The 23,713-nt window shown below is 66.1% G+C and carries 22 protein-coding genes and 1 tRNA gene; 18 read left to right on the top strand and 5 right to left on the bottom strand.

Going from position 1 to position 23,713, the window contains the following annotated elements; translation table 11 throughout:
• The first annotated feature begins 231 nt into the window (after positions 1-231).
• Positions 232-1,893, top strand: coding sequence for an ABC-F family ATP-binding cassette domain-containing protein (locus tag ACFO0G_RS17210; RefSeq protein WP_376979159.1), 1,662 nt, complete (start codon positions 232-234; stop codon positions 1,891-1,893).
• A 2-nt stretch (positions 1,894-1,895) separates the two neighbouring features.
• A complete protein-coding gene (locus tag ACFO0G_RS17205; RefSeq protein ID WP_376979157.1) occupies positions 1,896-3,809 on the top strand; it encodes an ABC transporter ATP-binding protein in 1,914 nt (637 codons plus the stop codon).
• A gap of 22 nt (positions 3,810-3,831) precedes the next feature.
• Here ACFO0G_RS17205 and ACFO0G_RS17200 read toward each other — a convergent pair whose 3' ends face one another.
• The 3 genes from ACFO0G_RS17200 to ACFO0G_RS17190 form a co-directional block, all read right to left on the bottom strand.
• Positions 3,832-4,251: an NUDIX hydrolase gene (locus ACFO0G_RS17200; RefSeq protein ID WP_286402038.1), complete on the bottom strand. Its 420-nt coding sequence runs from the start codon at positions 4,249-4,251 to the stop codon at positions 3,832-3,834.
• A complete protein-coding gene (locus tag ACFO0G_RS17195) occupies positions 4,248-4,736 on the bottom strand; it encodes a DUF6314 family protein (RefSeq protein WP_376979155.1) in 489 nt (162 codons plus the stop codon). Before ACFO0G_RS17195 ends, ACFO0G_RS17200 begins: the two co-directional genes overlap by 4 nt.
• A gap of 1 nt (position 4,737) precedes the next feature.
• Positions 4,738-4,810: transfer RNA gene (locus ACFO0G_RS17190), tRNA-Arg, on the bottom strand.
• 83 nt (positions 4,811-4,893) lie between these two features.
• Between ACFO0G_RS17190 and ACFO0G_RS17185 the strand changes: the two genes are divergently transcribed.
• On the top strand, positions 4,894-5,661 hold the full coding sequence (locus ACFO0G_RS17185; protein ID WP_286402043.1) for a DUF998 domain-containing protein: 768 nt from the start codon (positions 4,894-4,896) through the stop codon (positions 5,659-5,661).
• On the opposite strand, the gene ACFO0G_RS17180 is transcribed toward ACFO0G_RS17185, so the two are convergent.
• Positions 5,658-6,284, bottom strand: a complete 627-nt coding sequence (locus ACFO0G_RS17180; RefSeq protein ID WP_286402046.1) for a hypothetical protein — start codon at positions 6,282-6,284, stop codon at positions 5,658-5,660. The two genes, ACFO0G_RS17185 and ACFO0G_RS17180, sit on opposite strands and share 4 nt — an antisense overlap.
• A gap of 32 nt (positions 6,285-6,316) precedes the next feature.
• Here ACFO0G_RS17180 and ACFO0G_RS17175 point away from each other — a divergent pair, with 32 nt between their 5' ends.
• Together ACFO0G_RS17175 and pcrA are read left to right on the top strand one after the other, a co-directional pair.
• The gene (locus ACFO0G_RS17175; protein ID WP_286402049.1) at positions 6,317-7,147 is read left to right on the top strand and encodes an inositol monophosphatase family protein; all 831 of its coding nucleotides are present in this window, start codon (positions 6,317-6,319) and stop codon (positions 7,145-7,147) included.
• A 72-nt stretch (positions 7,148-7,219) separates the two neighbouring features.
• On the top strand, positions 7,220-9,769 hold the full coding sequence (gene pcrA / locus ACFO0G_RS17170) for a DNA helicase PcrA (RefSeq protein ID WP_376979207.1): 2,550 nt from the start codon (positions 7,220-7,222) through the stop codon (positions 9,767-9,769).
• Positions 9,770-9,817: 48 nt separating this feature from the next.
• Here pcrA and ACFO0G_RS17165 read toward each other — a convergent pair whose 3' ends face one another.
• Complete coding sequence (locus ACFO0G_RS17165) at positions 9,818-10,396, bottom strand: TetR/AcrR family transcriptional regulator (RefSeq protein ID WP_286402054.1); 579 nt, start codon at positions 10,394-10,396, stop codon at positions 9,818-9,820.
• A 132-nt stretch (positions 10,397-10,528) separates the two neighbouring features.
• Between ACFO0G_RS17165 and ACFO0G_RS17160 the strand changes: the two genes are divergently transcribed.
• From ACFO0G_RS17160 to ACFO0G_RS17100, 13 genes are all read left to right on the top strand, one after another.
• Entirely contained in the window at positions 10,529-11,206 is a 678-nt protein-coding gene (locus ACFO0G_RS17160; RefSeq protein ID WP_286402057.1) for an NADPH-dependent F420 reductase, read from the top strand.
• 204 nt (positions 11,207-11,410) lie between these two features.
• Positions 11,411-12,121, top strand: coding sequence for a hypothetical protein (locus tag ACFO0G_RS17155; protein ID WP_286402058.1), 711 nt, complete (start codon positions 11,411-11,413; stop codon positions 12,119-12,121).
• 224 nt (positions 12,122-12,345) lie between these two features.
• Positions 12,346-13,515, top strand: coding sequence for an ADP-forming succinate--CoA ligase subunit beta (gene sucC / locus ACFO0G_RS17150; RefSeq protein ID WP_286402059.1), 1,170 nt, complete (start codon positions 12,346-12,348; stop codon positions 13,513-13,515).
• A 10-nt stretch (positions 13,516-13,525) separates the two neighbouring features.
• Positions 13,526-14,428 (top strand): succinate--CoA ligase subunit alpha, encoded by a 903-nt coding sequence (sucD, locus tag ACFO0G_RS17145; protein WP_286402061.1) that lies wholly within the window; start codon positions 13,526-13,528, stop codon positions 14,426-14,428.
• 186 nt (positions 14,429-14,614) lie between these two features.
• Positions 14,615-15,346: a FadR/GntR family transcriptional regulator gene (locus ACFO0G_RS17140; RefSeq protein ID WP_286402063.1), complete on the top strand. Its 732-nt coding sequence runs from the start codon at positions 14,615-14,617 to the stop codon at positions 15,344-15,346.
• Between the two features lie 183 nt (positions 15,347-15,529).
• The gene (locus ACFO0G_RS17135) at positions 15,530-16,879 is read left to right on the top strand and encodes an MFS transporter (protein ID WP_286402066.1); all 1,350 of its coding nucleotides are present in this window, start codon (positions 15,530-15,532) and stop codon (positions 16,877-16,879) included.
• Positions 16,880-16,888: 9 nt separating this feature from the next.
• Entirely contained in the window at positions 16,889-17,665 is a 777-nt protein-coding gene (locus ACFO0G_RS17130; protein WP_286402068.1) for an SDR family NAD(P)-dependent oxidoreductase, read from the top strand.
• Positions 17,666-17,774: 109 nt separating this feature from the next.
• Positions 17,775-18,464, top strand: coding sequence for a GntR family transcriptional regulator (locus ACFO0G_RS17125; RefSeq protein ID WP_286402071.1), 690 nt, complete (start codon positions 17,775-17,777; stop codon positions 18,462-18,464).
• Positions 18,465-18,606: 142 nt separating this feature from the next.
• Entirely contained in the window at positions 18,607-19,605 is a 999-nt protein-coding gene (locus ACFO0G_RS17120) for a sugar phosphate isomerase/epimerase family protein (RefSeq protein WP_286402073.1), read from the top strand.
• Between the two features lie 38 nt (positions 19,606-19,643).
• Positions 19,644-21,365: a dihydroxyacetone kinase subunit DhaL gene (dhaL, locus tag ACFO0G_RS17115; RefSeq protein ID WP_286402075.1), complete on the top strand. Its 1,722-nt coding sequence runs from the start codon at positions 19,644-19,646 to the stop codon at positions 21,363-21,365.
• Positions 21,366-21,375: 10 nt separating this feature from the next.
• Entirely contained in the window at positions 21,376-21,870 is a 495-nt protein-coding gene (locus tag ACFO0G_RS17110) for a ribose-5-phosphate isomerase (RefSeq protein ID WP_376979148.1), read from the top strand.
• Entirely contained in the window at positions 21,867-22,820 is a 954-nt protein-coding gene (locus tag ACFO0G_RS17105) for a 3-hydroxyacyl-CoA dehydrogenase family protein (protein ID WP_286402079.1), read from the top strand. Before ACFO0G_RS17110 ends, ACFO0G_RS17105 begins: the two co-directional genes overlap by 4 nt.
• Positions 22,821-22,878: 58 nt before the next feature.
• Entirely contained in the window at positions 22,879-23,646 is a 768-nt protein-coding gene (locus tag ACFO0G_RS17100; RefSeq protein ID WP_376979145.1) for an SDR family NAD(P)-dependent oxidoreductase, read from the top strand.
• Positions 23,647-23,713: the final 67 nt, after the last annotated feature.

Here is a 23,713-nt window from a genome sequence, read left to right as displayed (position 1 = left end):
GCCGCCACGGGTAGACGCCCTGTCGACATCGCGCAGGCGCCGTATGGCCGATTTTGCCTGCGACCCGGATTCGTCTATAGTTGATGGTCGAGCCCGTTGGTCCGTACACCCCCCAAGTCCGGACCAGCGGGTTCTTCTATGTCCTGCAGCCCCAGCGGCGCCGCGGCCCGCAATTTCGCCGCCTCTGCCGGCCGTCGACGGCTGTCCGGGCAGCGGCGAAAGGACGAATCAATGACTGCAACCCTTGTTGCCAAGGACGTCTCCGGTGGCCATGGGCACCGCACGCTTTTTTCCGGGCTCTCGCTGACAGTGGCGCCCGGCGACGTGGTGGGCGTCGTGGGCGCGAATGGCGCAGGGAAGTCCACGCTGCTGCGCCTCCTTGCCGGAGTCGACCAGCCACAGGAAGGCTCGGTGAGCCTTGCCCCCTCCGATGCCTTCGTCGGCTGGCTTCCCCAGGAACATGAGCGGATCCCCGGCGAAACGGTGGCCGCCTACATCGCCCGACGGACAGGCTGTGCCGAGGCGACAGCGGAGATGGAATCCACGGCGGAAGCTTTAGGCTCGGGCGCTCCGGGATCGGATGACGCCTACTCCCGTGCCTTCGACCGCTGGATGGCCTCCGGCGCCGCCGACCTGGATGACCGCATCCCAGCGGTGCTGGCAGACCTGGGCCTGGACGCGGGCCCCGACGCGCTGATGACGGGCCTTTCCGGTGGTCAGGCAGCACGCGTGGCCTTGGCCGCCCTCCTGCTGAGCCGCTTCGATGTGGTGCTGCTCGACGAGCCCACCAACGACCTTGACCTTGCCGGCCTGGCCACCTTGGAAAACTTCGTGACCGGGCTGCGCGGGGGAGTGGTGCTGGTCAGCCATGACCGCGAGTTCCTGGCCCGGTGCGTCACCCGGGTGGTGGAGCTGGATCTGGCACAGAACAGCGTGGCCGTTTACGACGGCGGCTACGACGCCTTCCTTGAGGAACGGGCCGTGGCTCGCCGGCATGCCCGCGAGAAGTACGAGGAGTTTGCCTCCACCAAGGCGGACCTGGTGTCCCGTGCGCGGACGCAGCGCGAGTGGAGCTCGCAGGGCGTCCGGAACGCAATGAAGAAGAACCCTGACAACGACAAGATCCGGCGCGCCGCCAGTACCGAGTCGGCGGAGAAGCAGGCGCAGAAGGTGCGGCAGATGGAGTCACGCATCGCCCGCCTGGACGTGGTGGAGGAGCCCAGGAAGGAATGGCAGCTGCAGTTCAGCATCGGCCAGGCCCCGCGCTCCAGCGCCGTCGTCGCCACCCTCCGCAATGCAGTGGCACGGCAAGGCGAATTCACGTTGGGACCGGTCAATCTCCAGCTCAACGGCGGGGAGCGCGTGGGCATCACCGGCCCCAACGGGGCGGGCAAGTCCACCCTCCTGCGCCTGCTGTTGGGGACCCAGGCACCGGACGACGGCGACGCCTCCATGGGTGCCTCCGTCGCCGTCGGTGAAATTGACCAGGCCCGCGGACTCCTTGACGGCCGGCTGCCGCTGGGGGACGCCGTCGAAGCAGTCCTGGCCGACTGGACCGGCGCCGATGTCCGCACGCTCCTGGCCAAGTTCGGCCTCAAGGCGGACCACACCGCGCGGACCGTTGATTCCCTGTCGCCGGGGGAGCGGACGCGGGCAGCACTGGCGCTGCTGCAGGCGCGCGGCGTGAACCTGCTGGTGCTGGACGAACCCACCAACCACCTTGACCTGCCCGCCATCGAGCAGCTGGAAGAGGCCCTTGAAAGCTACGACGGAGCGCTGCTGCTGGTAACCCACGACCGCCGGCTGCTCGAAAATGTACGACTCGACTACCGGTGGCACCTGGACAACGGCACGGTCCAGGAGCTCCACCACACTGCAAGCCAGGAGAAATAACCATGAGCATGGACCGCGTGGCCTGGAGCTCGCTCTACAACATCAGCACCGCCAAAAGCGGCTCCAACCCGTTTTCCAAGGAAACCCTGAAACGGGTGCTGGCCTTCGCCGCTCCCCACAAGGGCAAGCTCATCGCCTTCGTGCTCTCCTCCATCGCGGCGGCCTTCCTGGCGGTGGCCACCCCGGTGCTCGCCGGCCAGGTGGTGGACGCCATCATCGATAAGGCCGCCGCCGGCACGGTGATCTGGCTGGCCGTGCTGATCGCCATCGTGGCCGTGGGCGAAGCGGGAGTGGGGCTGCTGACCCGCTGGCTGTCCTCGACCATCGGCGAAGGCGTCATCGTGGACCTGCGCACCCGGGTGTTCGACCACGTGCAGCGCATGCCCATCGCCTTTTTCACCCGGACCCGGACAGGAGCGCTGGTCAGCCGCCTCAACAACGACGTCATCGGGGCGCAGTCCGCGTTCGCCGGAACCCTCTCCGGCGTCGTGAGCAATTCCGTGGCGTTGATTCTGACCCTGGTCGTGATGCTCAACAAGTCCTGGCTGGTCACAGTGCTCGCCATGGTCCTGCTGCCGATCTTCCTGATCCCGGCCCGCCGCATGGGCTCCAAACTGGCGGACCTGCGCCGTGAAGCCGCTGCGCACAACGCCGCCATGGGCACCCAGATGACGGAGCGGTTCTCCGCGCCCGGCGCCACGCTGGTGAAGCTTTTCGGCCGCCCGGATGAGGAATCCCGCGAGTTCGCTGCCCGCGCGGGCCGCGTCCGTGACATCGGCGTCCGCATGGCCATGCTGCAGTTCACGTTCGTCACGGCGCTGACCCTGGTGTCCGCGCTCGCGCTCGCGCTGGTGTACGGACTGGGCGGCTGGCTCGCCCTGGGCGGCCAGCTCGCGCCCGGCGACGTGGTGGTCCTGGCGCTGCTCCTGACCCGGCTCTACGCCCCGCTCACGGCGCTGTCCAACGCCCGCGTGGAAGTCATGAGCGCACTGGTCAGCTTTGAACGGGTCTTCGAGATCCTGGACCTGAAACCGCTGATCCAGCAGAAGCCGGACGCCGTGCCCGTTCCGGCCGGACCCGTATCAGTGGAGTTCGACAACGTCCGGTTCGCCTACCCCTCGGCGGACAAGGTCTCCCTGGCCTCGCTGGAGGAGGTCTCCACCCTGGACACCCGCGGCGGCGAGGAAGTGCTGCACGGCGTCAGCTTCCGGGTGGAACCGGGACAGACGGTGGCGCTGGTGGGCTCCTCGGGTGCCGGCAAGTCCACCATTGCGCAGCTGCTGTCGCGGCTGTACGACGTCGACTCCGGCGCCGTGCGTCTAGGCGGCACCGCGCCGGGGACCGGGCTGGACGTCCGGGACACCACCTTCGATTCGCTCCGCGACACCCTGGGCATGGTCACCCAGGACGGCCACCTGTTCCATGAGACCATCGCCTCCAACCTCCGGCTGGCCCGTCCCGACGCAACCGATGAGGACATGTGGGACGTCCTGCGGCAGGCCCGGCTGGAAACCATGATCAGGTCCCTGCCGGACGGGCTGGAGACAGTGGTGGGGGAGCGCGGCTACCGGCTTTCCGGCGGTGAACGCCAGCGGCTGACCATCGCCCGGCTCCTGATCGCCCAGCCCCGTGTCGTCATCCTCGATGAGGCCACTGCGGCACTGGACTCCACGAACGAAGCCGCCGTGCAGGCAGCCCTGGGCGCCGCACTCGAGGGCCGGACCGCCGTCGTGATTGCGCACCGGCTCTCCACCGTCCGCGCGGCGGACGCCATCCTGGTGGTGGAGGGTGGCCGCATCGTGGAACGTGGTACACACACCGAACTGCTGGCAGCCGACGGCCGCTACGCCGAGCTGTACAGGACGCAGTTTGCCGAGGCCACGGCGGTTGCGCAGGAGTCTGTACCCGAGTTCTAGGGGCCCGGCCTCAGTCTGTTTCTCAGACCGCCCGCGCCGCCAACAGGGGCAGGATGTGGTCCGTCAGCAGGGGTGCCAGGTCCTGTGGGAAGTCTTGGTCCTCGGCGGGCCCGGTGATGTCCAGCCAGCGGATTTCCGCGATTTCGGCAGCGGGGCTGGCCTGCCAGGTGCCCGGGGCGATGAAGACGGTGGCTTCGATGTCGGTGGCGGCCTCGTTGGCGGCGTCGGCGATCCAGACCCCCATGAGCTCGAGTTCCTGCGGGTGCAGGACAATTCCCACTTCTTCGGCGAGCTCGCGGGCGGCGGCCTGGACGGCTGTTTCACCCGGCTCCGGTTTGCCGCCGGGGTGCATGAACATGGCCGTTCCCCGTTTCCGCACTGTCAGGAGCCGTCCGGCGTCGTCGAAGACACAGACGGCGGACACCACAATCCGGTGCTTCATTCGGGGGTCCTTTCCAGGCGTGAGACCAGCAGCAGGTCCTTGCGGGGGCCCTCCACATCCCAGCTGTAGCTGAACGCGTCGGCTCCTTGGCGGGTGTAGGACACGCGGTAGGTGTCCGGATCGCACCAGTGCGTGTCGAGGTTGGCGTCAGGGGTGAAGCTCATGCGGTGGAACGGCCGGCCGTCGGGGAAGAACACGTCCAGCGCGTCAGGCCGTTCGGCGGGCTTTAGGACGTACTCCCGGGAGGCGGGGCCGGTGAAAGCAGGCCAGCGCATGGTGCCTTCTTCGCGAAGGGCAAGGCCGCCGTCGTGCGTTGGAGTGAAAAGGACGACGCCGGAAAAGGTCCCCTGGGTGCCGTCCGACCTGTCCAGCAGGTCCCGCTCCACCCGCCAGCGGGCTGCATGTCCGGCGCCGCGTTCGGGGCTGGCTGCCAGGCTGCCGAGGAGGTAGGCGCGGAGGCTGGGCTCCGGGGAAGGAGAGTTCAAGTGCCCTCGATTGGAATCGAACCAACGACACCGGCTTTAGGAGAGCCGTGCTCTATCCACTGAGCTACGAGGGCGGGCATCCGGTGGTTCGGCTGGGCCGGTCCGTCCGGACACGGTTACAAGCATACAAGGTGCACGGCCGTACTACGCTCAAGGCATGAGTCCAGCCGCCACTGCCGCTCCCGCCGCCGCCTTCATCCCGAACGTTGCGTCCACCCGGCATTACATCGGGGCCTGGGCTGTGTTGAGCGTGCTGCAGTATTTCCTGGCGGAGGCGGTGGTGGCTTTGGCCTGGGCCGGCCCCCGTCCCTACGACCTGCGGACCGGGTACATCAGCGACCTGGGTGCGCTCCACTGCGGCGCCTATTCCGGCAGGGATGTCTGCTCTCCCTTGAACTGGCTGATGAATGCCTCGTTCGTAGTCCAGGGCGTGGGGCTGCTGGCGGGAGCGGTGCTGCTGACCTCGGGGCTGCTTCGCGTCGCGGCCAGGCCCGGCACCCGCGTGGATTGGCGCCGCCGGAAACCGTGGGTTGCAGCGACGGCGGTACGGCTGCTCACCGGAGCCGCCGGAGCGGGCACCGTGGTGGTGGGGCTGGTCCCGGAAGACCTCGGATCGCCCTGGCATTACGCCGGCGCCATCACGTACTTCATCACCGGCGGGGCCGCCCTGCTGCTGCTCGGCCTGCTCTGGCTGCGCAAGACCCCCATGGCGTGGTTCCTCCTAGTGTGCGGGGGTGTGTCGCTGGCAGCCACGGCGACCGGCGGCCTCACGCGCATGATGGTCCCCGAACCGGGGACCTTGGAACGGCTGATGGGCTATCCGGTCACTGTGGGCATGGCTGCCGCAGGCCTGGTCATAGCGCAGCGGGTGCACCGGCACCGGAAGGAACGGCGGGCAGTAGCCGCGCGGACAGCTGCCGTTTAGCGCTCTTTCCGCTTCCGGCTGTTGAGGAACACTGCCGCAGCGCCGGCCAGCAGGCTCAGCACCAAAAGCACCCAGCCTGCAACTGTAAGTCCGGACGCCAAGGCAACCTGGCCGGCGTCGGGACCTGGCGTGCCCATCATGGCGTCAATGGCCACGTTGCCCCACAACCGGACCACCACGAACAGCATGGGGAGCGCCCAGAGGGCCCACCGCAACGCTTTCTTCGCCACGTTGGTGCCGATTAGCAGCAGCCATGTGAAGCCGAAGATCAGCGGGAAAAGCGTCCCGGCGGTCTTGTGGACGTAGCTCAGCTGGCCCAGGGCGTCGCCGTTCATGGCTCCCTGCAGCCGGCCGATATAGCCGGCATCGAACCCGCCCACCAGTGAATCCGGCATGGCCATATCCTGGGAAAGCTGCGTCATCTGGTTCAGGGTCAGCAGGTGCAGGTACCAGAACAGGAACAGGCTGGCCACCACTCCGGCAATCACAATGAGGTTGCTGTTGCCTTGGGCCTTCTCGGGTGTGCGCGTCGTGGTGGGGTTGACCACCGGTGGCAGGTGATGCTGCGGCACGGCTGCGTTGGCGCCGTGCTTCTTGATCCGCTGGGCAGGGGTTTTGGCCATTGCACCATTATCCCGCCCCATAAACTGAACCCATGACCACTGGCCGACACAGCGCAGCTGTTCTTGACCCCTCATTGGATGACTACGAACTGGCAGCAGCGCTTGTCCGCGAAGCCGGACAGCTGGCGCTCCTCATGCGCATGGCCGGACTTGAGTCGGAACAAAAGACATCCGTCTCCGACGTGGTCACTGAGGCTGACCACGCCGCCGAGGCCTACGTGCTGGAGCAGCTGCGGCGCTGCCGGCCGGATGACGGCATCCTGGGCGAGGAGGGCGCCTCCGTCCAGGGGAGCAGCGGGCGTACTTGGGTGATCGACCCCGTGGATGGCACCTATAACTTCCTGCACGGCTCCACCTATTGGTGTTCCGCCATCGCATTGAAGGACCGGCAAGACGTGCTGCTGGGCGCGGTTTTCCAGCCTGAGGAGGACAAGTTGTGGATGGGTGGGCATGACCGGCGTGCCACCTTGAATGGCGAAGCGCTGACCTCCTTTTCTGACGGCGGCGGCAAGCGCAACAGCATCAGTGTTGCGGAACTCGGGGCGGCCACCTACATTCACCCGACCTGGCTGATGGACCCCATGTGCGCCATGCCTTGGCACGCTGCGGCCACCTCCGCGGCGTCCCTCCGGATGCTCGGCTCCGGTTCCTGCGACCTGGGCAGGGTGGCGGACGGGCAGCTGGGGTGCTGGTTCCAGCACAGTTGCCCGGAATGGGACTGGCTGCCGGGCAAGGCGATTGTCCGTGCCGCCGGAGGTGCCGTGGACACCGTCCGCGTCAACGGGCTCGAGTGGTTCATAGCGGGAGGAACGACGGCGGTGCGCGAGTTGCGAGCGGCCCTGGAGTCAGCCTCGGTGGGCTAGGCATGACAGCGGTAATCCACAGGCTGGAAGGCGTTGTCGGTCCCACCGCCTAGACTTGTAGGCACCATGGATATGTTGTTTGACCCGTACTCTGACGGACCGTTCAAGGCCGCTCCCGCCGCCACCGCCCGCACCAGGACGGGGCCGGAGGGGGTTGCCACCACGGCCGGGCCGGGCGGAATGCCGGGCTCCGGCATGGCTGGGCAGCACCAGTCCGGCGGTTGGCAGCAGGCCAACCAGAACGGCGGGAACCGGCACGATGCCGGCAGCCACCATGGCGGCCGCCGCCCCGACGCTGCCCAGTTGCTGGAGGGGCTGAACCCACAGCAGGAGGAGGCCGTCAAGCACGGCGGGTCGGCGCTGCTGATCGTTGCCGGCGCAGGGTCGGGCAAGACCAGGGTGCTCAGTAACAGGATTGCGTACCTGATCGCCACCGGCCGTGCCCACCACGGCGAGATCCTGGCCATTACCTTCACCAACAAAGCGGCAGCGGAAATGCGGGAACGTATCGAGGCCCTGGTGGGCGGGCGCGCCAAGATCATGTGGATCTCCACGTTCCACTCGTCCTGCGTCCGCATCCTCCGGCAGGAAGCGGCCAACGTCGGTTTGAAGTCCAACTTCTCCATCTACGACTCCGCCGACTCCCTGCGGCTGGTCACCCAGGTTTCCAAGGCGCTGGACCTTGACCCCAAGAAGTTTGCGCCCAAGGCCATCCAGCACAAGATCTCGGCCCTGAAGAACGAACTGATCGACGCCGATTCCTTTGCCTCGGCGGCCAACTACAACGATCCCTTCGAGCACGCTGTGGCGGACGTCTACAAGGGGTACACCCAGCGCCTTCGCCAGGCCAATGCCATGGACTTCGACGACCTCATCGCCGAGACCGTCTACATGTTCCGGGCCTTCCCGGCGCTGGCCGAGTCCTACCGGCGCCGGTTCCGCCACGTCCTGGTGGACGAGTACCAGGACACCAACCATGCCCAGTACGCGCTGGTGCGGGAGATTGTGGGTGAAGGGCCGGGAGCTTCGGAACTCACGGTGGTGGGCGACTCGGACCAGTCCATCTACGCGTTCCGCGGCGCGGACATCCGGAACATCGTGGAGTTCGAAAAGGACTACCCGGAAGCCCGCACCATCAAGCTGGAACAGAACTACCGTTCCACCCAGAACATCCTGAGCGCCGCCAACTCGGTGATCTCGCGCAACCCCAACCGGCCGGAGAAACGGCTGTGGACAGCCGAGGGTGAAGGCCACAAGATCATCGGGTACGTCGGCGAAAACGAACACGACGAAGCGCAGTTCATTGCCAAGGAGATCGACAGGCTCCAGGACGAGGAGAACCTGCGCCCGGGCGACGTCGCCATCTTCTACCGCACCAACGCACAGTCCCGCTCCATCGAGGACGTGCTGGTGCGCGTGGGCTTGCCGTACAAGGTGGTGGGCGGAACACGCTTCTACGAGCGCAAGGAAATCAAGGACGCCCTGGCGTACCTGCGCGTCCTGGTGAACCCGGACGACGACGTCAACCTCCGCCGGGTGCTGAACGAGCCAAAGCGGGGCATCGGCGACCGCGCCGAAGGAGCCATCGCAGCCCTGGCCGAGCGGGAGCGGACATCCTTCATGGCCGCGGCGCGCCGGGCGGACCAGGCACCGGCGATGGCCACCCGTTCCGTCAACGCCGTCCTGGGCTTCGTGAAAATGCTGGACGACCTTGCCGAGGTAGCCGCCGGGTCCGGGGCTGCCGCAGCACTCGAAGCCGTCCTGGAACAGACCGGCTACCTTGCCGCGCTCCGCTCCAGCACGGATCCGCAGGACGAATCCCGCGTGGAGAACCTGGCCGAACTGGTGGCGGTGGTGCGCGAGTACGAACAGGAGAACCCGGAAGGGTCGCTGGCCGCGTTCCTGGAACAGGTGTCTCTGGTGGCGGACGCCGACCAGATCCCGGATGCCCCCGGCGCGGACATCGACGAAGCCGTGGCCGAGGCAAAGCGGCTGGGCGTGGTGACGCTCATGACACTGCACACGGCCAAGGGCCTGGAATTCCCGGTGGTGTTCCTCACCGGCATGGAGCACGGGCTTTTTCCGCACCAGCGATCCGCCACCGACCCCAAGGAACTGGCGGAGGAACGCCGGCTGGCTTACGTGGGCCTCACGCGTGCCCGCAAGCGGCTGTACGTCACCCGGTCCGAGGTCCGCAGCATGTGGGGCCAGAGCCAGTACAACCCCGCCAGCCAGTTCCTTGAGGAAATCCCCGCGGAGCTCCTGGAATGGAAGCGGGAGGGAACCAGCAGGCAGGCCGGCGGCTGGGGCGGCGGCTCCATCGGGTCCGGCCGCTACAGCGGGTCCTTCTGGGGTGCCGGCACGGCCCGCGGCGCAGCGGCGGACTCCTCTGCCGGCTTCAACGCCGATGTTCCGGCCTTCATCGCCAAAAACCGGGTGCAGCCGCAAAAGGAAATCATCGCCGTCAGCGTGGGGGACAAGGTCAACCACACCAGTTTCGGCAACGGGACCGTCCTGGCGCTGGAAGGTGCGGGGGACAAGACCGTAGCCAAGGTCAAGTTCGACGTCGGCGAGAAGCGGCTGCTGCTGCGGTACGCGCCGTTGACCAAGCTGGACGCCTAGGAGACGCCCCTGCCGTTGCCGCGCCCCTGCCCGGCATGCACGGCAGCGCTAGGTACCCGGGCAGGCGTCGGCGATGAGCCTTCTGGCCATGTCTACGCCGCGTGTTCCGTACGTTCCACCGTCCAGGACGGCTGCCGTGGCGTAGACCCCGTTTAGGACGATGAGGAGTTCCTCGGCGATCCGGTCGGGGTCCTCCGCCCCGGCTTTAACCGCCAGGGAGCAGAACCAGTCGCGGACCTGTTGCTTGTGGGTCACTGCCACCAAGTGGGCAGGATGCTTTCCTTCGGGAAACTCAGTATTGGTATTCAGCATGGGGCATCCCCGGTAGCTGCTGCCGGCGCAGTCCGTGGCGAGTACCTCGAAGACGGCGATGAGCTTGGCCCGTGGATCCTCATGTTCTCCGGCAGCTTCGCGCATGCGTGCAAACCAGGCGTCCGCGCGGCCTTCGACGTAGGCGGTGGCGAGGGCGTCCTTGGTGGGGAATTGGCGGTACACAGTGGCGTTGCCTACCCCGCACTCCTTGACGACCGTATCCATCCCCACAGCCCTGATGCCCCGTGTGTAAAACAGGCGCGTAGCCACTGTGAGAATGTTGCGGCGGTTTTCCTCGCCCGTCCTGCGCGCCATCAAACCACTCCTCTTTTATATCCGTGATGCCTACTTGCTTCAGTTTGACAGACGGAACGATCCGTCACAAACTTGAGAACGATCCGTCACATTGAGTTTTGGGCACAGCCCGATAAGAAGCAGGAGAATCTGATGAAAGCAGCAGTACTCGGAACAGGCATGGTTGGCCGTACCATCGCCGCACGCCTTGCTGAGCTCGGTCACGCTGTAACCCTGGGCACCCGCGATCCGGAGGTAACGCTGGCCAGGAGCGAGGCCGACGCCATGGGCACACCGCCTTTCGCCGACTGGGGCAATCAGCACCCCGCCATCAAAGTTGCCGGCTTCGCAGACGCCGCAGTGGGGGCGGAACTTATCGTCAACGCCACCAACGGCGGCGCGTCACTTGAGGTGCTGGCTCAGGCCGGGCCGGAAAATCTCGACGGCAAGATCATCCTCGACATCGCCAACCCCCTCGACTTCAGCAACGGCATGCCCCCGACCCTGTTCGTCAAGGACACCGACTCGCTGGGTGAGCAGATCCAGCGTGCCTTCCCCGGAGCCCGCGTAGTGAAGTCGCTGAACACCATGAACGCCGACCTCATGGCCCGGCCGGGACAGCTGGCCGACCCGGGCACGGTCTTCGTATCCGGCAACGACGCCGAGGCCAAGGCCATCGTCAGTGGCCTGCTGCAGGACTTTGGCCACCAGGATGTCATCGACCTCGGCGACATCACTACAGCGCGTGGAACTGAAATGCTCCTGCCCGTATGGCTCCGTCTTTGGGGTGCCCTCGGAAAACCCACGTTCAACTTCAAGATCGTGCGCTGAGCCGGCACTGAGAGAAGGCCGAACCCCTTATTGTGCACGGGCCCGCCGGGCGGCCCAGCGGAACTGGCGGCACACGCGCAGCGCTTCCGGAACCTGCTTTCGCCCGTGCCTGCAGCCCTGGGAGGCCAGGCGCGTGGGCCCCTGCCCTGCAACGCGGTCGACGGAGGACTGCGGGGCGCCTGCGGCCGAAGGTGGCCGGGCATAATGGAGGCCATGCGACGGACTATCTGGGGGATGCTTGCGGCCCTTCTTCTCTGCATCACTGCCACGGGGTGCAGCGTCACCACAAAGGACCCCGGCTACGTCCCGCCCGCCCCGCTGAAGCCCATGGAGCAGCTGGAAAAGGCGCCCCTGGCCGATTCCAAGTCGTTCTCCAGCGGCACCGACGTCCTCTCCTTCATCACCGCGGACCGGACCGTCGCCTGCTCACTCACCTCTGCCCGGGGGGAGCACCTGAACCTTCCCTATGAGCAGAACCGTTATACCGACTCCGCCAACAACAAGCTGCCAATCATTCCGGTGGCGCACTGCGAGCTGGCCACCTACCCGGCGCCGCAACCAGGCGACATTAAGGATGACTGCGCCGGGACCCACCTGGGATACCTGGGCGGAGTTGCGCTGCTGGCCCCGGACACCGCCCGCTACGGGGCATGCCGCTCCGGCGTCACATCCATGGAAGCAGCCTATGGGCCCAAGGGAACCAAAGCGGGCCCACTGGCCCAGTTGCCCGTGCTCGCGGACGGACAGACGCTGGAACGCAACGGGCTGCGCTGCTCCGCCTACAACGGCGGCGTGGCGTGCGGAAACGTCTCCGCCGGCGTCGGATTCTTCGTTTCCCCCGAACGTTACGAACTGATCGCCGGCCCGCCCGCAAGCGGTCCAAGTCCCCAGCCGGAGGCCCCAAAAACCCCGTAAATCCGCGGTTTTTCTACACTCCATAGAATAGTGTGCTTACTCACATAAGAGGTAGTCTGGGACGGCCCGGTCCCTCCAAAGGACTAGAGTTCCCCATGGAGCATTACGCCGCGTGGCTCGTTTCCAGACAGGCCGCCGGTGCGTGCAATCCGCAGCCCGGTCATCGTCTTTTCGATGGTGCCCGACTGTACCGAAACTACTTCGACGTAGAAGGACACTAAACCGTGGACCTGTTTGAATACCAGGCGCGCGATATGTTCGAGGCGCACGGTGTACCCGTGCTTGCCGGCATCGTGGCGTACACCCCAGAAGAAGCAAAGGCAGCTGCCGAGAAGATCGGCGGCGTTACCGTTGTCAAGGCACAGGTCAAGGTAGGCGGCCGCGGCAAGGCCGGCGGCGTCAAGGTGGCAAAGTCCGCCGACGAGGCATTTGAGCACGCCTCCAATATCCTGGGCATGGACATCAAAGGCCACACCGTCAAAAAGGTGATGATCGCCCAGGGTGCAGACATCGCCGAGGAATACTACTTCTCCGTCCTGCTGGACCGGGCCAACCGCAACTACCTGGCCATGTGCTCGGTTGAAGGCGGCATGGAAATCGAACAGCTCGCCGTCGAACGCCCCGAAGCGCTGGCCAAGATCGCCATCGACCCCGCCGTGGGCATCGACCAGACCAAGGCCGACGAAATTGTCGCAGCAGCCGGCTTCGCCGAGGAACTGCGCGGCAAGGTTGCCGGCGTCATCCTCAAGCTCTGGGACGTCTTCAAGAAGGAAGACGCCACCCTGGTGGAGGTCAACCCGCTGGTCAAGACCGGCAACGGTGAGATCCTGGCCCTCGACGGCAAGGTCTCCCTGGACGAGAACGCCGACTTCCGCCACCCCAAGCACGCACAGCTTGAGGACAAGGACGCAGCAGACCCGCTTGAGGCCAAGGCAAAGGAGCAGGACCTCAACTACGTCAAGCTGGACGGCGAAGTAGGCATCATCGGCAACGGCGCCGGCCTGGTCATGTCCACCCTCGACGTCGTTGCCTACGCCGGCGAAAACCACGGCAACGTCAAGCCCGCCAACTTCCTGGACATCGGCGGCGGAGCCTCGGCAGAGGTCATGGCCGCAGGCCTGGACGTCATCCTGGGCGACGAGCAGGTCAAGTCCGTGTTCGTCAACGTCTTCGGCGGCATCACCGCCTGTGACGCCGTCGCCAAGGGCATCGTCGGTGCACTGGCCGAGCTGGGCACCTCCGCCAACAAGCCGCTGGTAGTCCGCCTCGACGGCAACAACGTCGAGGAAGGCCGCCGCATCCTCACCGAGGCCAACCACCCGCTGGTTACCCTGGCCGCCACCATGGACGAGGGCGCCGACAAGGCCGCCGAGCTCGCCAACGCAGCTAAGTAAGGGACGCACCATGTCTATCTACCTCAACAAGGACTCCAAGGTCATCGTCCAGGGCATCACCGGCGGCGAAGGCACCAAGCACACCGCCCTGATGCTCAAGGCCGGCACCAACATTGTTGGCGGCGTCAACGCCCGCAAGGCCGGCACCACGGTCATGCACGGCGAGAAGGAAATTAACGTCTACGGCACCGTCAAGGAAGCCATGGCGGAAACCGGTGCTGACGTCTCCATCGTCTTCGTGCCGCCGGCATTCACCAAGAACGCCGTGGTTGAAGCCATCGAGGCCGGCATCGGCCTGGTGGTAGTCATCACCGAAGGCGTTCCCGTCCAGGACTCCGCCGAATTCTGGGCCCTGGCCCAGTCCAAGGTGGACGCCGACGGCAACCAGGTCACCCGCATCATCGGCCCGAACTGCCCCGGCATCATCACCCCCGGCGAAGCATTGGTTGGCATCACCCCCGCCAACATCACCGGCAAGGGCCCCATCGGCCTGGTGTCCAAGTCCGGCACGCTGACCTACCAGATGATGTACGAACTGCGCGACCTGGGCTTCTCCACCGCCATCGGCATCGGCGGCGACCCCATCATCGGCACCACGCACATCGACGCCCTCGCCGCGTTCGAGGCTGACCCCGAGACCAAGGCCATCGTCATGATCGGCGAGATCGGCGGCGACGCCGAAGAGCGCGCAGCCGACTTCATCAAGGCCAACGTCACCAAGCCGGTCGTCGGCTACGTGGCCGGCTTCACCGCTCCCGAAGGCAAGACCATGGGCCACGCAGGCGCCATCGTCTCCGGCTCGGCCGGTACCGCCCAGGCCAAGAAGGAAGCACTCGAGGCTGCCGGCGTGAAGGTTGGCAAGACGCCTTCCGAGACCGCCAAGCTGCTCCGCGAGGTCTACTCAGCCCTCTAGCAGTACGCAGGGCGCGGGGTCACCCCAGCCCGGTCTTCAAGGAGGCCGGCACGGGGAGGCCCCGCGTTTGCTTATTTAACACGGCCACCTAGCTAAGGGACGACGGCGGGCGGCTGACCGGGGGCGTCGAGTAATGTTGAGTAAGGCAAATCAGGGGGCGCCGCGCGCCCAGGCAGGGGATGGACGATGGCAGAAAAGCGACGCAGCCTGGTCGACGCCGTCGTGGATAAAGTCCTGGAACACATCCTCAGCGGCGAGATTAAGGCCGACGACGCCCTTCCGCCTGAAGCTGATATTGCCAAGGAGTCCGGGGTCAGCAGGCTGACGGCACGTGAAGCGATGAACGTCCTGAAGGCCCAAAACGTGGTCTACGTAAAACGCGGGCTTGGCACGTTCGTCAATCCTCCGGAACGATGGACCGGCATGGATGCCATCATGCAGGCAGCCTCCAGGGGAGTGGCCTCGGACCAGGTGGCGCTGCGGCTCCTGGAAGTCCGCCGCATGGTGGAGACCGGGGCCGCTGAACTCGCCGCCTCACGCCACAGGCCGGCAGATCTCGCCGCCCTGCAGGAAAGCGTGGACCGGATGGAAGCGGCGCACCAGGCGGGCGATGTTGATGCCCTCACCGTGGCGGACATCGCCTTCCATGACACAGTCCTGCGCGCTTCCGGCAACCCCTTCGTGCCCGCCCTGCTGGGCCAGTTGTCCACGCTGCTATATGCCATGCGGCGGGAAACATCGGCATTCCCGGACGTCCAGCGCCACGCGATCCACCACCACAAAATGGTCCTGGCTGCCATAGCCGCCGGCGATCCTGCCACTGCCCGCTCCACCATGGACGCGCACATCACCCAGACCTTCGAGGACTACGAGCAGTTCCTCGCCATGTCCAGCCGCTCTGAAGCCACCGCCGGCTGAAAAGTCCCTTCGCTCTTCACCCCCTCTTCTGTGTTGACGGTCGCCTTCCCCTGTGACTACAATCTCAGTCAGACATCAGACATCTGATATCAGCATCCCCGCAAAAATGCCGCCAGCCAAAGGAGTCTTCATGCGCGCGCATTCCCTTTTCAAGGGTCCCCAGACAAAAGCGGGAGGCACACGATGACCTCCCGCGCCGCAGCCCCCGCACTCAGCGAACTGGGCGAGACCACCCTCCGCAAGGTTCGCCGGAGGCTCATGCCCCTGATCGTCCTGCTCTACTTCATTGCCTACCTCGACCGGAACAACGTGGGTTTCGCCAAGCTCGGCATGCAGGGCGACATCGGCCTGACCGAGGCTGCCTACGGACTGGGTGCAGGCATCTTCTTCCTGGGCTACGCGCTGCTGGAAATCCCGAGCAACGGCGGCATGTACCGCTTCGGCGCCCGCAAATGGATTGCCCGCATCCTGATCAGCTGGGGCATCTTCGCCACGGCCATGTTCCTGGTGAACGGCGAAGCCACCTTCTACGTCATCCGCTTCCTCCTTGGCGCGGCCGAAGCCGGCTTCTTCCCCGCCATCCTCTTCTACCTGACCCTCTGGTTCCCGGCAGCGCAGCGCGTGACCGTGCTGGGCATCTTCATCCTGGCCCAGCCCATCTCCAACGCCCTCGGCGCTCCCGTGTCCGGCATGCTCCTGAACCTGGAAGGCGTCGCCGGCCTGCACGGCTGGCAGTGGCTCTACATCCTTGAAGGCATCCCCGCGATCATCCTGGGCATCATCACGCCCTTCGTCATGACGGACCGCCCCGAGCATGCCAAGTGGCTCAAGCCGGAAGAACGCGAATGGCTCTCCACCACCATGAGCGCGGAGCTGGCTGACAAGCAGAAAGCCGGAAACCACAACTTCCTGGCAGGCCTGAAGGACCCCCGAACCATCGCCTACTCCGCGCTGTACTTCGGCCTGGTCTGCGGCATCTACGGCCTGGGACTCTGGCTGCCCACCATCGTCAAGGCGCTCGGAACGTTCGACTCAACCCAGGTCGGGTTCATCGTCTTCATCCCGTACGCCATCGCAGCCGTCTTCGTCTACTTCTGGAGCAAGCGCTCGGACCGCACCGGCAACCGCGTTTGGCACGCCAGCATCAGCATGGTGCTCGCCGCCGTCGGCCTCCTGGGCGCAGGCTTCCTGCTGCCGGTCAACGCGGTGCTCGCCATGGTGTTCCTGACCCTTGCGGCCATGGGCATCTACTCGGCGATCGCCCCGTTCCTGGCCATGCCCTCCGCCGCACTCACCGGTGCTGCTGCCGCCGCAGGGTTGGCCATGGTCAACTCACTCGGCAACCTGGGCGGCTTCGTCGCCCCCTATATCGTGGGCATCCTCAAGGATGCCACCGGTAACTCCCAGACCGGCCTGGTCTTCCTGGCCGCCTGCCTGGCCGTGACCGCCGCCGCCACTTACCTTTACGCACGCAAGCGGCCCGAAGGTGTCTCCGCCCCCGGTGCCACCGTTCCTGCCGCCGAAACCCACTAGGACATACCAATGACAACCCAGCACGCATTCCCCGCAGAACGCACCGCAGTACTCACCGGAGCCGCTTCAGCCCGCGGCATCGGCCGCGCAACGGCCGACCGCCTGGCCGGCGAGGGATGGTCCATCGCCATCCTGGACATCAATGCCGAAGACGCCCAGGCCGCCGCCGCGGAAATCGGAGCCAACCGGGCCGTCAAGGCCATTGGTGTGGGAGCCGATGTGTCGGACGAGGCATCCGTGGACCGTGCCATCACGGAGATCGAGCAGGCGCTTCCGCCGATCGTTGGACTGGTGAACCTCGCCGGCATCAGCTCGCCCACCCCCTTCATGGAAACCACGGTGGCGGAATGGGACAAGGTGTTCGCCATCAACATGCGCGGTACCTTCGTGGTGTCGCAGCGGGTCCTCAAGGGCATGATTGACCGGGAGTTGGGCAGGATCGTCAGCATCTCCTCGATTTCCGCCCAGCGCGGCGGCGGCACCTACTCCAAGGTTGCCTACAGCGCTTCCAAAGCCGGCATCCTCGGGTTCACCCGTGCCCTTGCCCGCGAAGTGGGCGAGCACAACATCACCGTGAACGCCATTGCTCCTGGCCCGATCGACACCGACATCATGGGCGGGACCCTGACCGAAGAGCGCAAGGCCCAGATGTCCGAGGGGATCATGATGGGCAGGGTGGGAACCCGCGAGGAAGTGGCCGCGCTGATTGCGTTCCTTCTCAGCGCGGACGCCGGCTACATTACGGCCGCCACCTATGACATCAACGGCGGACTGCAGGTCTCCTAAGGCCACCAGCCTGAAGGTGCCGTGCTGCCCACCGGCGGCCCGGCACCTTCAAGGCGCTGTGTCCTTCACACTCGCGTTTGCGAGCATCTTCCGGCTATAGGATTTCTACATGGCAACCAAGAAGCAAGCCTCCGGCGGCGTGAGCAGGCAGGTCCTCGCCGACCACGTTTATGAAGCGCTTCTAGTTGCCCTCATGGACGGCCGGTTGGAGGCCGGCACGCCCGTCAGTATCGACGGAATGGCACGGGAACTGGACGTTTCCCCAACACCCGTCCGCGAGGCGCTCGCCCGGCTGGAAGCCACCGGAATGGTCCGGAGGATGGCCCTGCGCGGCTACCGGGTGGCGCCCCTGTTTTCCCCGGAAGAGCTGGCAGACCTCATGGACGCCCGGCTGGTAATCGAGCCGGCCAACGCCTTCATGGCCTGCAAGCACGCGGATCCGGAACTGACCCAGCAGCTGAAACAGGCCATCGAAGACCTGAAGGCAGCCCCGCGCGGTCCGTCCTTCGCCGAATTCCGCGCTTACTGGGAAGCCGATGAGCGTTTCCACCGCCTCATTGCAGAATTCGCGGACAATCAGTTCCTGCTGTCCGCCTACAATGCGCTGGGCGGCCAGGTGCAGCGTTTCCGCTTTTTCGGCGGACTGGGCGTGACCGACGCCGATTATGCCATCGCGGAGCACACCGAGATCCTCAAGGCTTTTGAAGCCGGCGACGCCGAGCTCGCCCGGCAGAAAATGATCGACCACATCGAGGGCGTCAAGCAGCGCTCACAGCACGACAGCGAAATTCGCAGCTAGCAGTTCCGCCCTGCCGCGCGCGCTTCCGTCCAGCTGCCGCCGTACCCATGCCTGCTCTGAGCAGGCATAACAAACAGGCCCTTGACAGGGAACATGAGCAGCGTAGATCCTATAGGAAATGCGATTCAGATCTGGAGTGACAATGCCGTACACCGCTGAAAACTGGCCCATCGCCGCCGCCCTGCTGCAGTTCCCAGGAACCAGGCCGGATGGAACCACCGTGCAGGACGCCCCCGCAAGCGACTGGCAGAAGGTCTTCGAAGAAGTGGCCGACGCCGGTTTCACCAACGCCGATCTCACCGACAGCTGGGTTCGCCCCGGCGACCTCTCGGCCGCCCGGCTGGATGAACTGAAGTCCGCCGCCACCGCGGCCGGCCTGGGCCTGCCCTCCATCTCCGCGATCCGCCGCAGCGTGATCGAAGAAGCAAACTGGGAAGACAACCTGGCCTACACCCACCGCACCCTGGAGGCGGCAGCGCACCTCGGGTGCGAAGTGGTCTCGATCGGCCTGCACCAGGCCATCACCCCCGAGCAGCAGAAGCAGCTGTGGTTCTGGACTGTTGAAGGCCACAAGGATCCGGCAGGGGACAAGGAAGCGTGGAACAACGCCGTCACCCGCATCCGCGAAGTAGGGAAGCACGCCGCCGAACTCGGCCTCCTGGTGTCGCTGGAGATGTACGAGGACACCTACCTGGGAACGGGGGATTCCTCCGTGCAGCTCGTCCAGGACATCGACCTGCCCAACGTCGGCCTCAACCCGGACCTGGGCAACCTGATCCGCCTTCACCGTCCCATCGAGGACTGGCGCGAACTGGTGCACAAGACCCTGCCGTACTCCAACTACTGGCACGTCAAGAACTACATCCGCGATGAGGACCAGGCACGGGACCAGTACGTCGCCATGCCGGCCCCCATGGAATCCGGCCTCATCAGCTACCGCGAGGCCTTCCAGTTCGCCATCTCCGTTGGCTTCCAGGGCATCATCTGCACCGAACACTACGGTGGCGACGGCCTGAGCGTCACCGCCGCCAACCAGGACTACCTGCGCCGCCAGGTCCTGCCCAAGCGCGAAGGCTACGCCCTGGGCACCAGCCTGGTGGCCCAGGGCCGGCAGACCCCGGCGGCAGTCCCGGCCCGCTAACCCGGCATCCCAACCGACAACCGGTTCGACGAGGAATCATGACAAAGATATTTGACGATCCAGCGCAGTTCGCAGACGACGCCCTTGACGGCTTCGTCGCCGCCAACCGCCAGTACGTGGCCCGCGTTGACGGTGGTGTGGTCCGCTCCACCGAATCACCGGAGGGCCAGGTGGCAGTGGTCATCGGCGGCGGATCCGGCCACTACCCGGCCTTCGCCGGCCTGGTGGGCGCCGGCCTCGCTGCCGGAAGCGCCTGCGGCAATATGTTTGCTTCCCCCTCCGCGGGGCAGGTTTACCGGGTGGCCAAGGCGTCCCAGTCCGGCGGCGGCGTCCTGCTGAGCTACGGCAATTACGCCGGTGACGTGCTCCACTTCGGCCAGGCGCAGGAGAAGCTTAACGCCGAGGGCATCGAAACCCGGACCGTCCTGGTCACCGATGACATCGCCAGCGCGCCGCTCGAAGAGATCGGCAAGCGCCGGGGCATCGCTGGAGACCTCACCGTTTTCAAAGTGGCCGGGGCGGCAGCAGAAGCGGGCCTGGACCTGGACGAGGTGGAGCGGCTTGCCATCAAGGCCAACCACCACACCCGTTCGCTCGGTGTGGCCTTCGCAGGGTGCACCCTTCCCGGAGCCGACGAGCCCCTGTTCACGGTGCCCGAAGGCATGATGTCCGTGGGCCTGGGCATCCACGGCGAGCCGGGCATCTCCGAACAGCCCCTGCCCACCGCCAGCGAGCTTGCCCAGCTGCTGGTGGACGGTCTGCTGAAGGACAAGCCGGACATTGCCGGCCGCCGGGTGGCGCCCATCCTCAACGGCCTGGGAACCGTCAAGTACGACGAACTGTTCCTGCTGTTCGGCAAGATCGAGGCCCTGCTGACCGCTGCCGGACTTGAGGTCGTCGAGCCCGAATGCGGTGAACTGGTCACCAGCCTGGATATGTCCGGCCTGTCCCTGACGCTGTTCTGGCTGGACGGGGAACTGGAGAAGTTCTGGTCTGCGCCGGCTGACACCCCCGCCTTCCGCAAGGGCAACCTGGCTCCCCGCCGCGCACGCTCCGTGGAGTCCCTGGCCGAGGCCGGAACGGCGCCGGTGCTGGCCGCCACCCCTGCGTCGACTGCCTTGGCCGCCACGGCCCTGGACGCGCTGAAGGAAGCGCAGGCCGTCGTCGTCGAACACGAGGAAACACTAGGCAAGCTGGACGCCATCGCCGGGGACGGTGACCACGGCATTGGCATGCGCCGCGGCGTTGATGCCGCCGTTGCCGCCGCCGAAAAGTCCCACGCTGCCGGCGCGGGGCTCGAGGAACTCCTCGCCGCTGCGGGGGAACAGTGGGCCGAGCGCGCGGGCGGCACCTCCGGCGCCCTCTGGGGCGCGGCCGTCACCGCGGTGGGAAAGACCCTCGGCAGCAAGGACTCCTACACTGCCGCGGACGCAGCGGCAGCCGTCAACGCCCTCCGTGACGCCATCGTCACCCTGGGCAAGGCGGAAGCAGGGGACAAGACCATGGTGGACGCGCTGCTTCCGTTCGCCGACACCTTCAGCAAGGCAATTGACGACGGCGGCAGCCTGGCTGCCAGCCTCAGTGCAGCAGCGGAGGCGGCGGCAAAGGCCGCTGACGCAACTGCAGAGCTCAGCCCGAAAAAGGGCCGGGCCCGGCCGCTGGCGGAAAAGAGCCTGGGCCACCCGGACCCCGGGGCCGTGTCCTTCGGACTCATCGCCCGCAGGGTGGCCGACTACGCCGCCACCATCGAAAGCTCCTAAGGAGAACATCATGACCGAGAACACCCGGCCGGGCTGGCGCATCGTCGTTGGCAACGACGAAGCCGGCGTCGAATACAAGAACGCCCTGCGCGAACTGCTCGAAGCGGACCCCCGCGTCGCATCGGTGGAGGACGTGGGAGTGGCCTCCAACGACGCCACGGCATACCCGCACCTGGCCGTCGCCGCCGCCCGCAAGGTGGCCGCCGGCGAGGCGGACCGCGCCCTGCTGATCTGCGGAACGGGCCTGGGCGTGGCCATTTCTGCCAACAAGGTACCGGGCATCCGCGCGGTCACCGCCCACGACAGCTACTCCGTGGAACGCTCCGTGCTGTCCAACAACGCCCAGGTGCTGACCATGGGCCAGCGCGTCATCGGCCTGGAACTCGCCAAGAAGCTCGTGGGCGAATGGCTGGACTACCGCTTCGACGAAAACTCCGCATCCGCGGCAAAAGTAGACGCCATCTCCTCCTACGAGGACGCGTCGGAAGGACTTGAGGACAAATGAGCACCCGTAACATCGCCGTCGTCGGCTCAGGCTACATGGGCGGCGGTATCGCCCAGGTCCTGGCACTCGCAGGAGCCCGCGTCGCGCTCGCCGACGTCTCCGCCGAAATCGCCCAGGGCAACTACGAGCGGCTGCTGAAGGAATCCGACGAGTTCGTCGCCGCAGGCCTCTTCCCGGCCAACGCCACGGACCTGCTCAAGGAAAACCTCTGGGCAGCCAAGGACATTGAAGAAGCAGTGTCCGGCGCCGAGTACATTGAGGAGGCCGTGCCGGAAGTCCTTGAGATCAAGCACGCCACCTTGGGCAGGATCAGCGCCGCAGCCCGCCCCGACGCCATCATTGGCTCCAACACCTCCACCATCTCCATCGCCAAACTGGCCGAGGTAGTGGAAAACCCGGAGCGTTTCCTGGGCGTCCACTTCTCCAACCCGGCACCGTTCATCCCCGGCGTGGAAGTCATCCCGCATGAGGGAACCTCCGAGGCCACCGTGCAGGCTGCGCGCACCATCGTGGGGGAGACCGGCAAGGAAACCGCCACCGTCAAGGACGTCACCGGCTTCGTGCTGAACCGGCTCCAGTACGCCCTCTTCCACGAGGCCGCCCAGGTGGTGGAGGAAGGCATCGCCAGCGCCGAGGACGTGGACACCCTGGTCCGCACCACCTTCGGTTTCCGGCTGCCTTTCTTTGGGCCCTTCGCCATCGCCGACATGGCAGGCCTGGACGTTTACGCCTTCTGCTACAAGTCGCTGCAGACCGGCTTCCCGGAACGGTTCGCCACCCCCAAGATCCTGCAGGAAAAGGTCGACGCCGGCCAGCTCGGTACCAAGACCGGCTCCGGGTTCCTCGACGTCCCCGCCGACCGCACCGCAGCCCTGGTTGCCTACCGGAACAAGGCGTACGTCGCCATGCAGAAGCTTATCGAGGAACTGGGCCCGGCCCCGCTGTCCTGAGTTCTCCGGACTGCAGCGCTTTCCGGGACCACACCACCCCCTTTAGAAGGAACACTTCATGACAGCATTCCCCGCAGACCGCACCGTGATCGTCACCGGGGCGGTCTCCGAGCGCGGCATTGGCCGTGCCACCGCCGACTACCTGGCTGAACGCGGCTGGAACATCGGTGTGATCGACCTCGATGACGCCGCCTGTAAAGCAGTGGCCAAAGAGCTCGCGGAAAAGCATGGCGTCAAGGCCCACGGCGCCGGCGCCAACGTGGCCGACGAAGCGTCGGTCCGGGCCGCCATCGACGAGATCGAAGCCGAACTGCCGCAGCTGGTGGCCCTGGCGAACATCGCCGGGGTCAGCTCACCGGTGCCCTACCTGGAACTCGACAGCACCGAGTGGGACCGCGTCATCAACATCAACATGAACGGTGTCCACTACGCCACCCGCCGGGCCGCCGAATCGATGGCCAAGAACCGGCTGGGCCGGATCGTCAACATCTCCTCCGTCTCCGCACAGCGCGGCGGCGGAACCTTCAGCAAGACCCCGTACTCGGTGGCCAAGGCCGGCGTCATCGGGCTGACCCGGGCCACCGCCCGCGAACTGGGCGAGTACGACATCACGGTCAACGCCATCTCGCCGGGTCCGATCGACACGGACATCATGGGCGGCACCCTCACCGAGGAACGCAAGGATGAGCTGGTCAAGGACCTGGTGGTGAACCGGGTGGGCACCACCCGCGACATCGCCGCGGCCATCTCCTTCCTCATCGGCGAGGACGCCGGCTACATCTCCGGCCAGACGCTGAACGTCGACGGCGGGCTGTACATGCACTAACGGCACCAGCTACCGCCAACCGCACAGCTGAATGCCATCACAAAGCCCGCGGGCCGCCGGCCCGCGG

The sequence above is a fragment of the Arthrobacter sedimenti genome, from assembly GCF_042652025.1.
In the GTDB taxonomy this organism is placed as follows: Bacteria; Actinomycetota; Actinomycetes; order Actinomycetales; family Micrococcaceae; genus Arthrobacter; species Arthrobacter sedimenti.
Note: the sequence above shows the minus strand (reverse complement) of the source record. Positions and strands in the feature narration are given on the sequence as shown.

What these genes read in the sequence shown, in the direction of transcription:
- ACFO0G_RS17210 (WP_376979159.1), top strand. Translation starts at nt 232, where the DNA reads ATGACTGCAACCCTTGTTGCCAAGGACGTCTCCGGTGGCCATGGGCAC.
- ACFO0G_RS17205 (WP_376979157.1), top strand. Translation starts at nt 1,896, where the DNA reads ATGAGCATGGACCGCGTGGCCTGGAGCTCGCTCTACAACATCAGCACC.
- ACFO0G_RS17200 (WP_286402038.1), bottom strand. Translation starts at nt 4,251, where the DNA reads ATGAAGCACCGGATTGTGGTGTCCGCCGTCTGTGTCTTCGACGACGCC.
- ACFO0G_RS17185 (WP_286402043.1), top strand. Translation starts at nt 4,894, where the DNA reads ATGAGTCCAGCCGCCACTGCCGCTCCCGCCGCCGCCTTCATCCCGAAC.
- ACFO0G_RS17180 (WP_286402046.1), bottom strand. Translation starts at nt 6,284, where the DNA reads ATGGCCAAAACCCCTGCCCAGCGGATCAAGAAGCACGGCGCCAACGCA.
- ACFO0G_RS17175 (WP_286402049.1), top strand. Translation starts at nt 6,317, where the DNA reads ATGACCACTGGCCGACACAGCGCAGCTGTTCTTGACCCCTCATTGGAT.
- pcrA (WP_376979207.1), top strand. Translation starts at nt 7,220, where the DNA reads ATGTTGTTTGACCCGTACTCTGACGGACCGTTCAAGGCCGCTCCCGCC.
- ACFO0G_RS17165 (WP_286402054.1), bottom strand. Translation starts at nt 10,396, where the DNA reads ATGGCGCGCAGGACGGGCGAGGAAAACCGCCGCAACATTCTCACAGTG.
- ACFO0G_RS17160 (WP_286402057.1), top strand. Translation starts at nt 10,529, where the DNA reads ATGAAAGCAGCAGTACTCGGAACAGGCATGGTTGGCCGTACCATCGCC.
- ACFO0G_RS17155 (WP_286402058.1), top strand. Translation starts at nt 11,411, where the DNA reads ATGGAGGCCATGCGACGGACTATCTGGGGGATGCTTGCGGCCCTTCTT.
- sucD (WP_286402061.1), top strand. Translation starts at nt 13,526, where the DNA reads ATGTCTATCTACCTCAACAAGGACTCCAAGGTCATCGTCCAGGGCATC.
- ACFO0G_RS17140 (WP_286402063.1), top strand. Translation starts at nt 14,615, where the DNA reads ATGGCAGAAAAGCGACGCAGCCTGGTCGACGCCGTCGTGGATAAAGTC.
- ACFO0G_RS17135 (WP_286402066.1), top strand. Translation starts at nt 15,530, where the DNA reads ATGACCTCCCGCGCCGCAGCCCCCGCACTCAGCGAACTGGGCGAGACC.
- ACFO0G_RS17130 (WP_286402068.1), top strand. Translation starts at nt 16,889, where the DNA reads ATGACAACCCAGCACGCATTCCCCGCAGAACGCACCGCAGTACTCACC.
- ACFO0G_RS17125 (WP_286402071.1), top strand. Translation starts at nt 17,775, where the DNA reads ATGGCAACCAAGAAGCAAGCCTCCGGCGGCGTGAGCAGGCAGGTCCTC.
- ACFO0G_RS17120 (WP_286402073.1), top strand. Translation starts at nt 18,607, where the DNA reads ATGCCGTACACCGCTGAAAACTGGCCCATCGCCGCCGCCCTGCTGCAG.
- dhaL (WP_286402075.1), top strand. Translation starts at nt 19,644, where the DNA reads ATGACAAAGATATTTGACGATCCAGCGCAGTTCGCAGACGACGCCCTT.
- ACFO0G_RS17110 (WP_376979148.1), top strand. Translation starts at nt 21,376, where the DNA reads ATGACCGAGAACACCCGGCCGGGCTGGCGCATCGTCGTTGGCAACGAC.
- ACFO0G_RS17105 (WP_286402079.1), top strand. Translation starts at nt 21,867, where the DNA reads ATGAGCACCCGTAACATCGCCGTCGTCGGCTCAGGCTACATGGGCGGC.
- ACFO0G_RS17100 (WP_376979145.1), top strand. Translation starts at nt 22,879, where the DNA reads ATGACAGCATTCCCCGCAGACCGCACCGTGATCGTCACCGGGGCGGTC.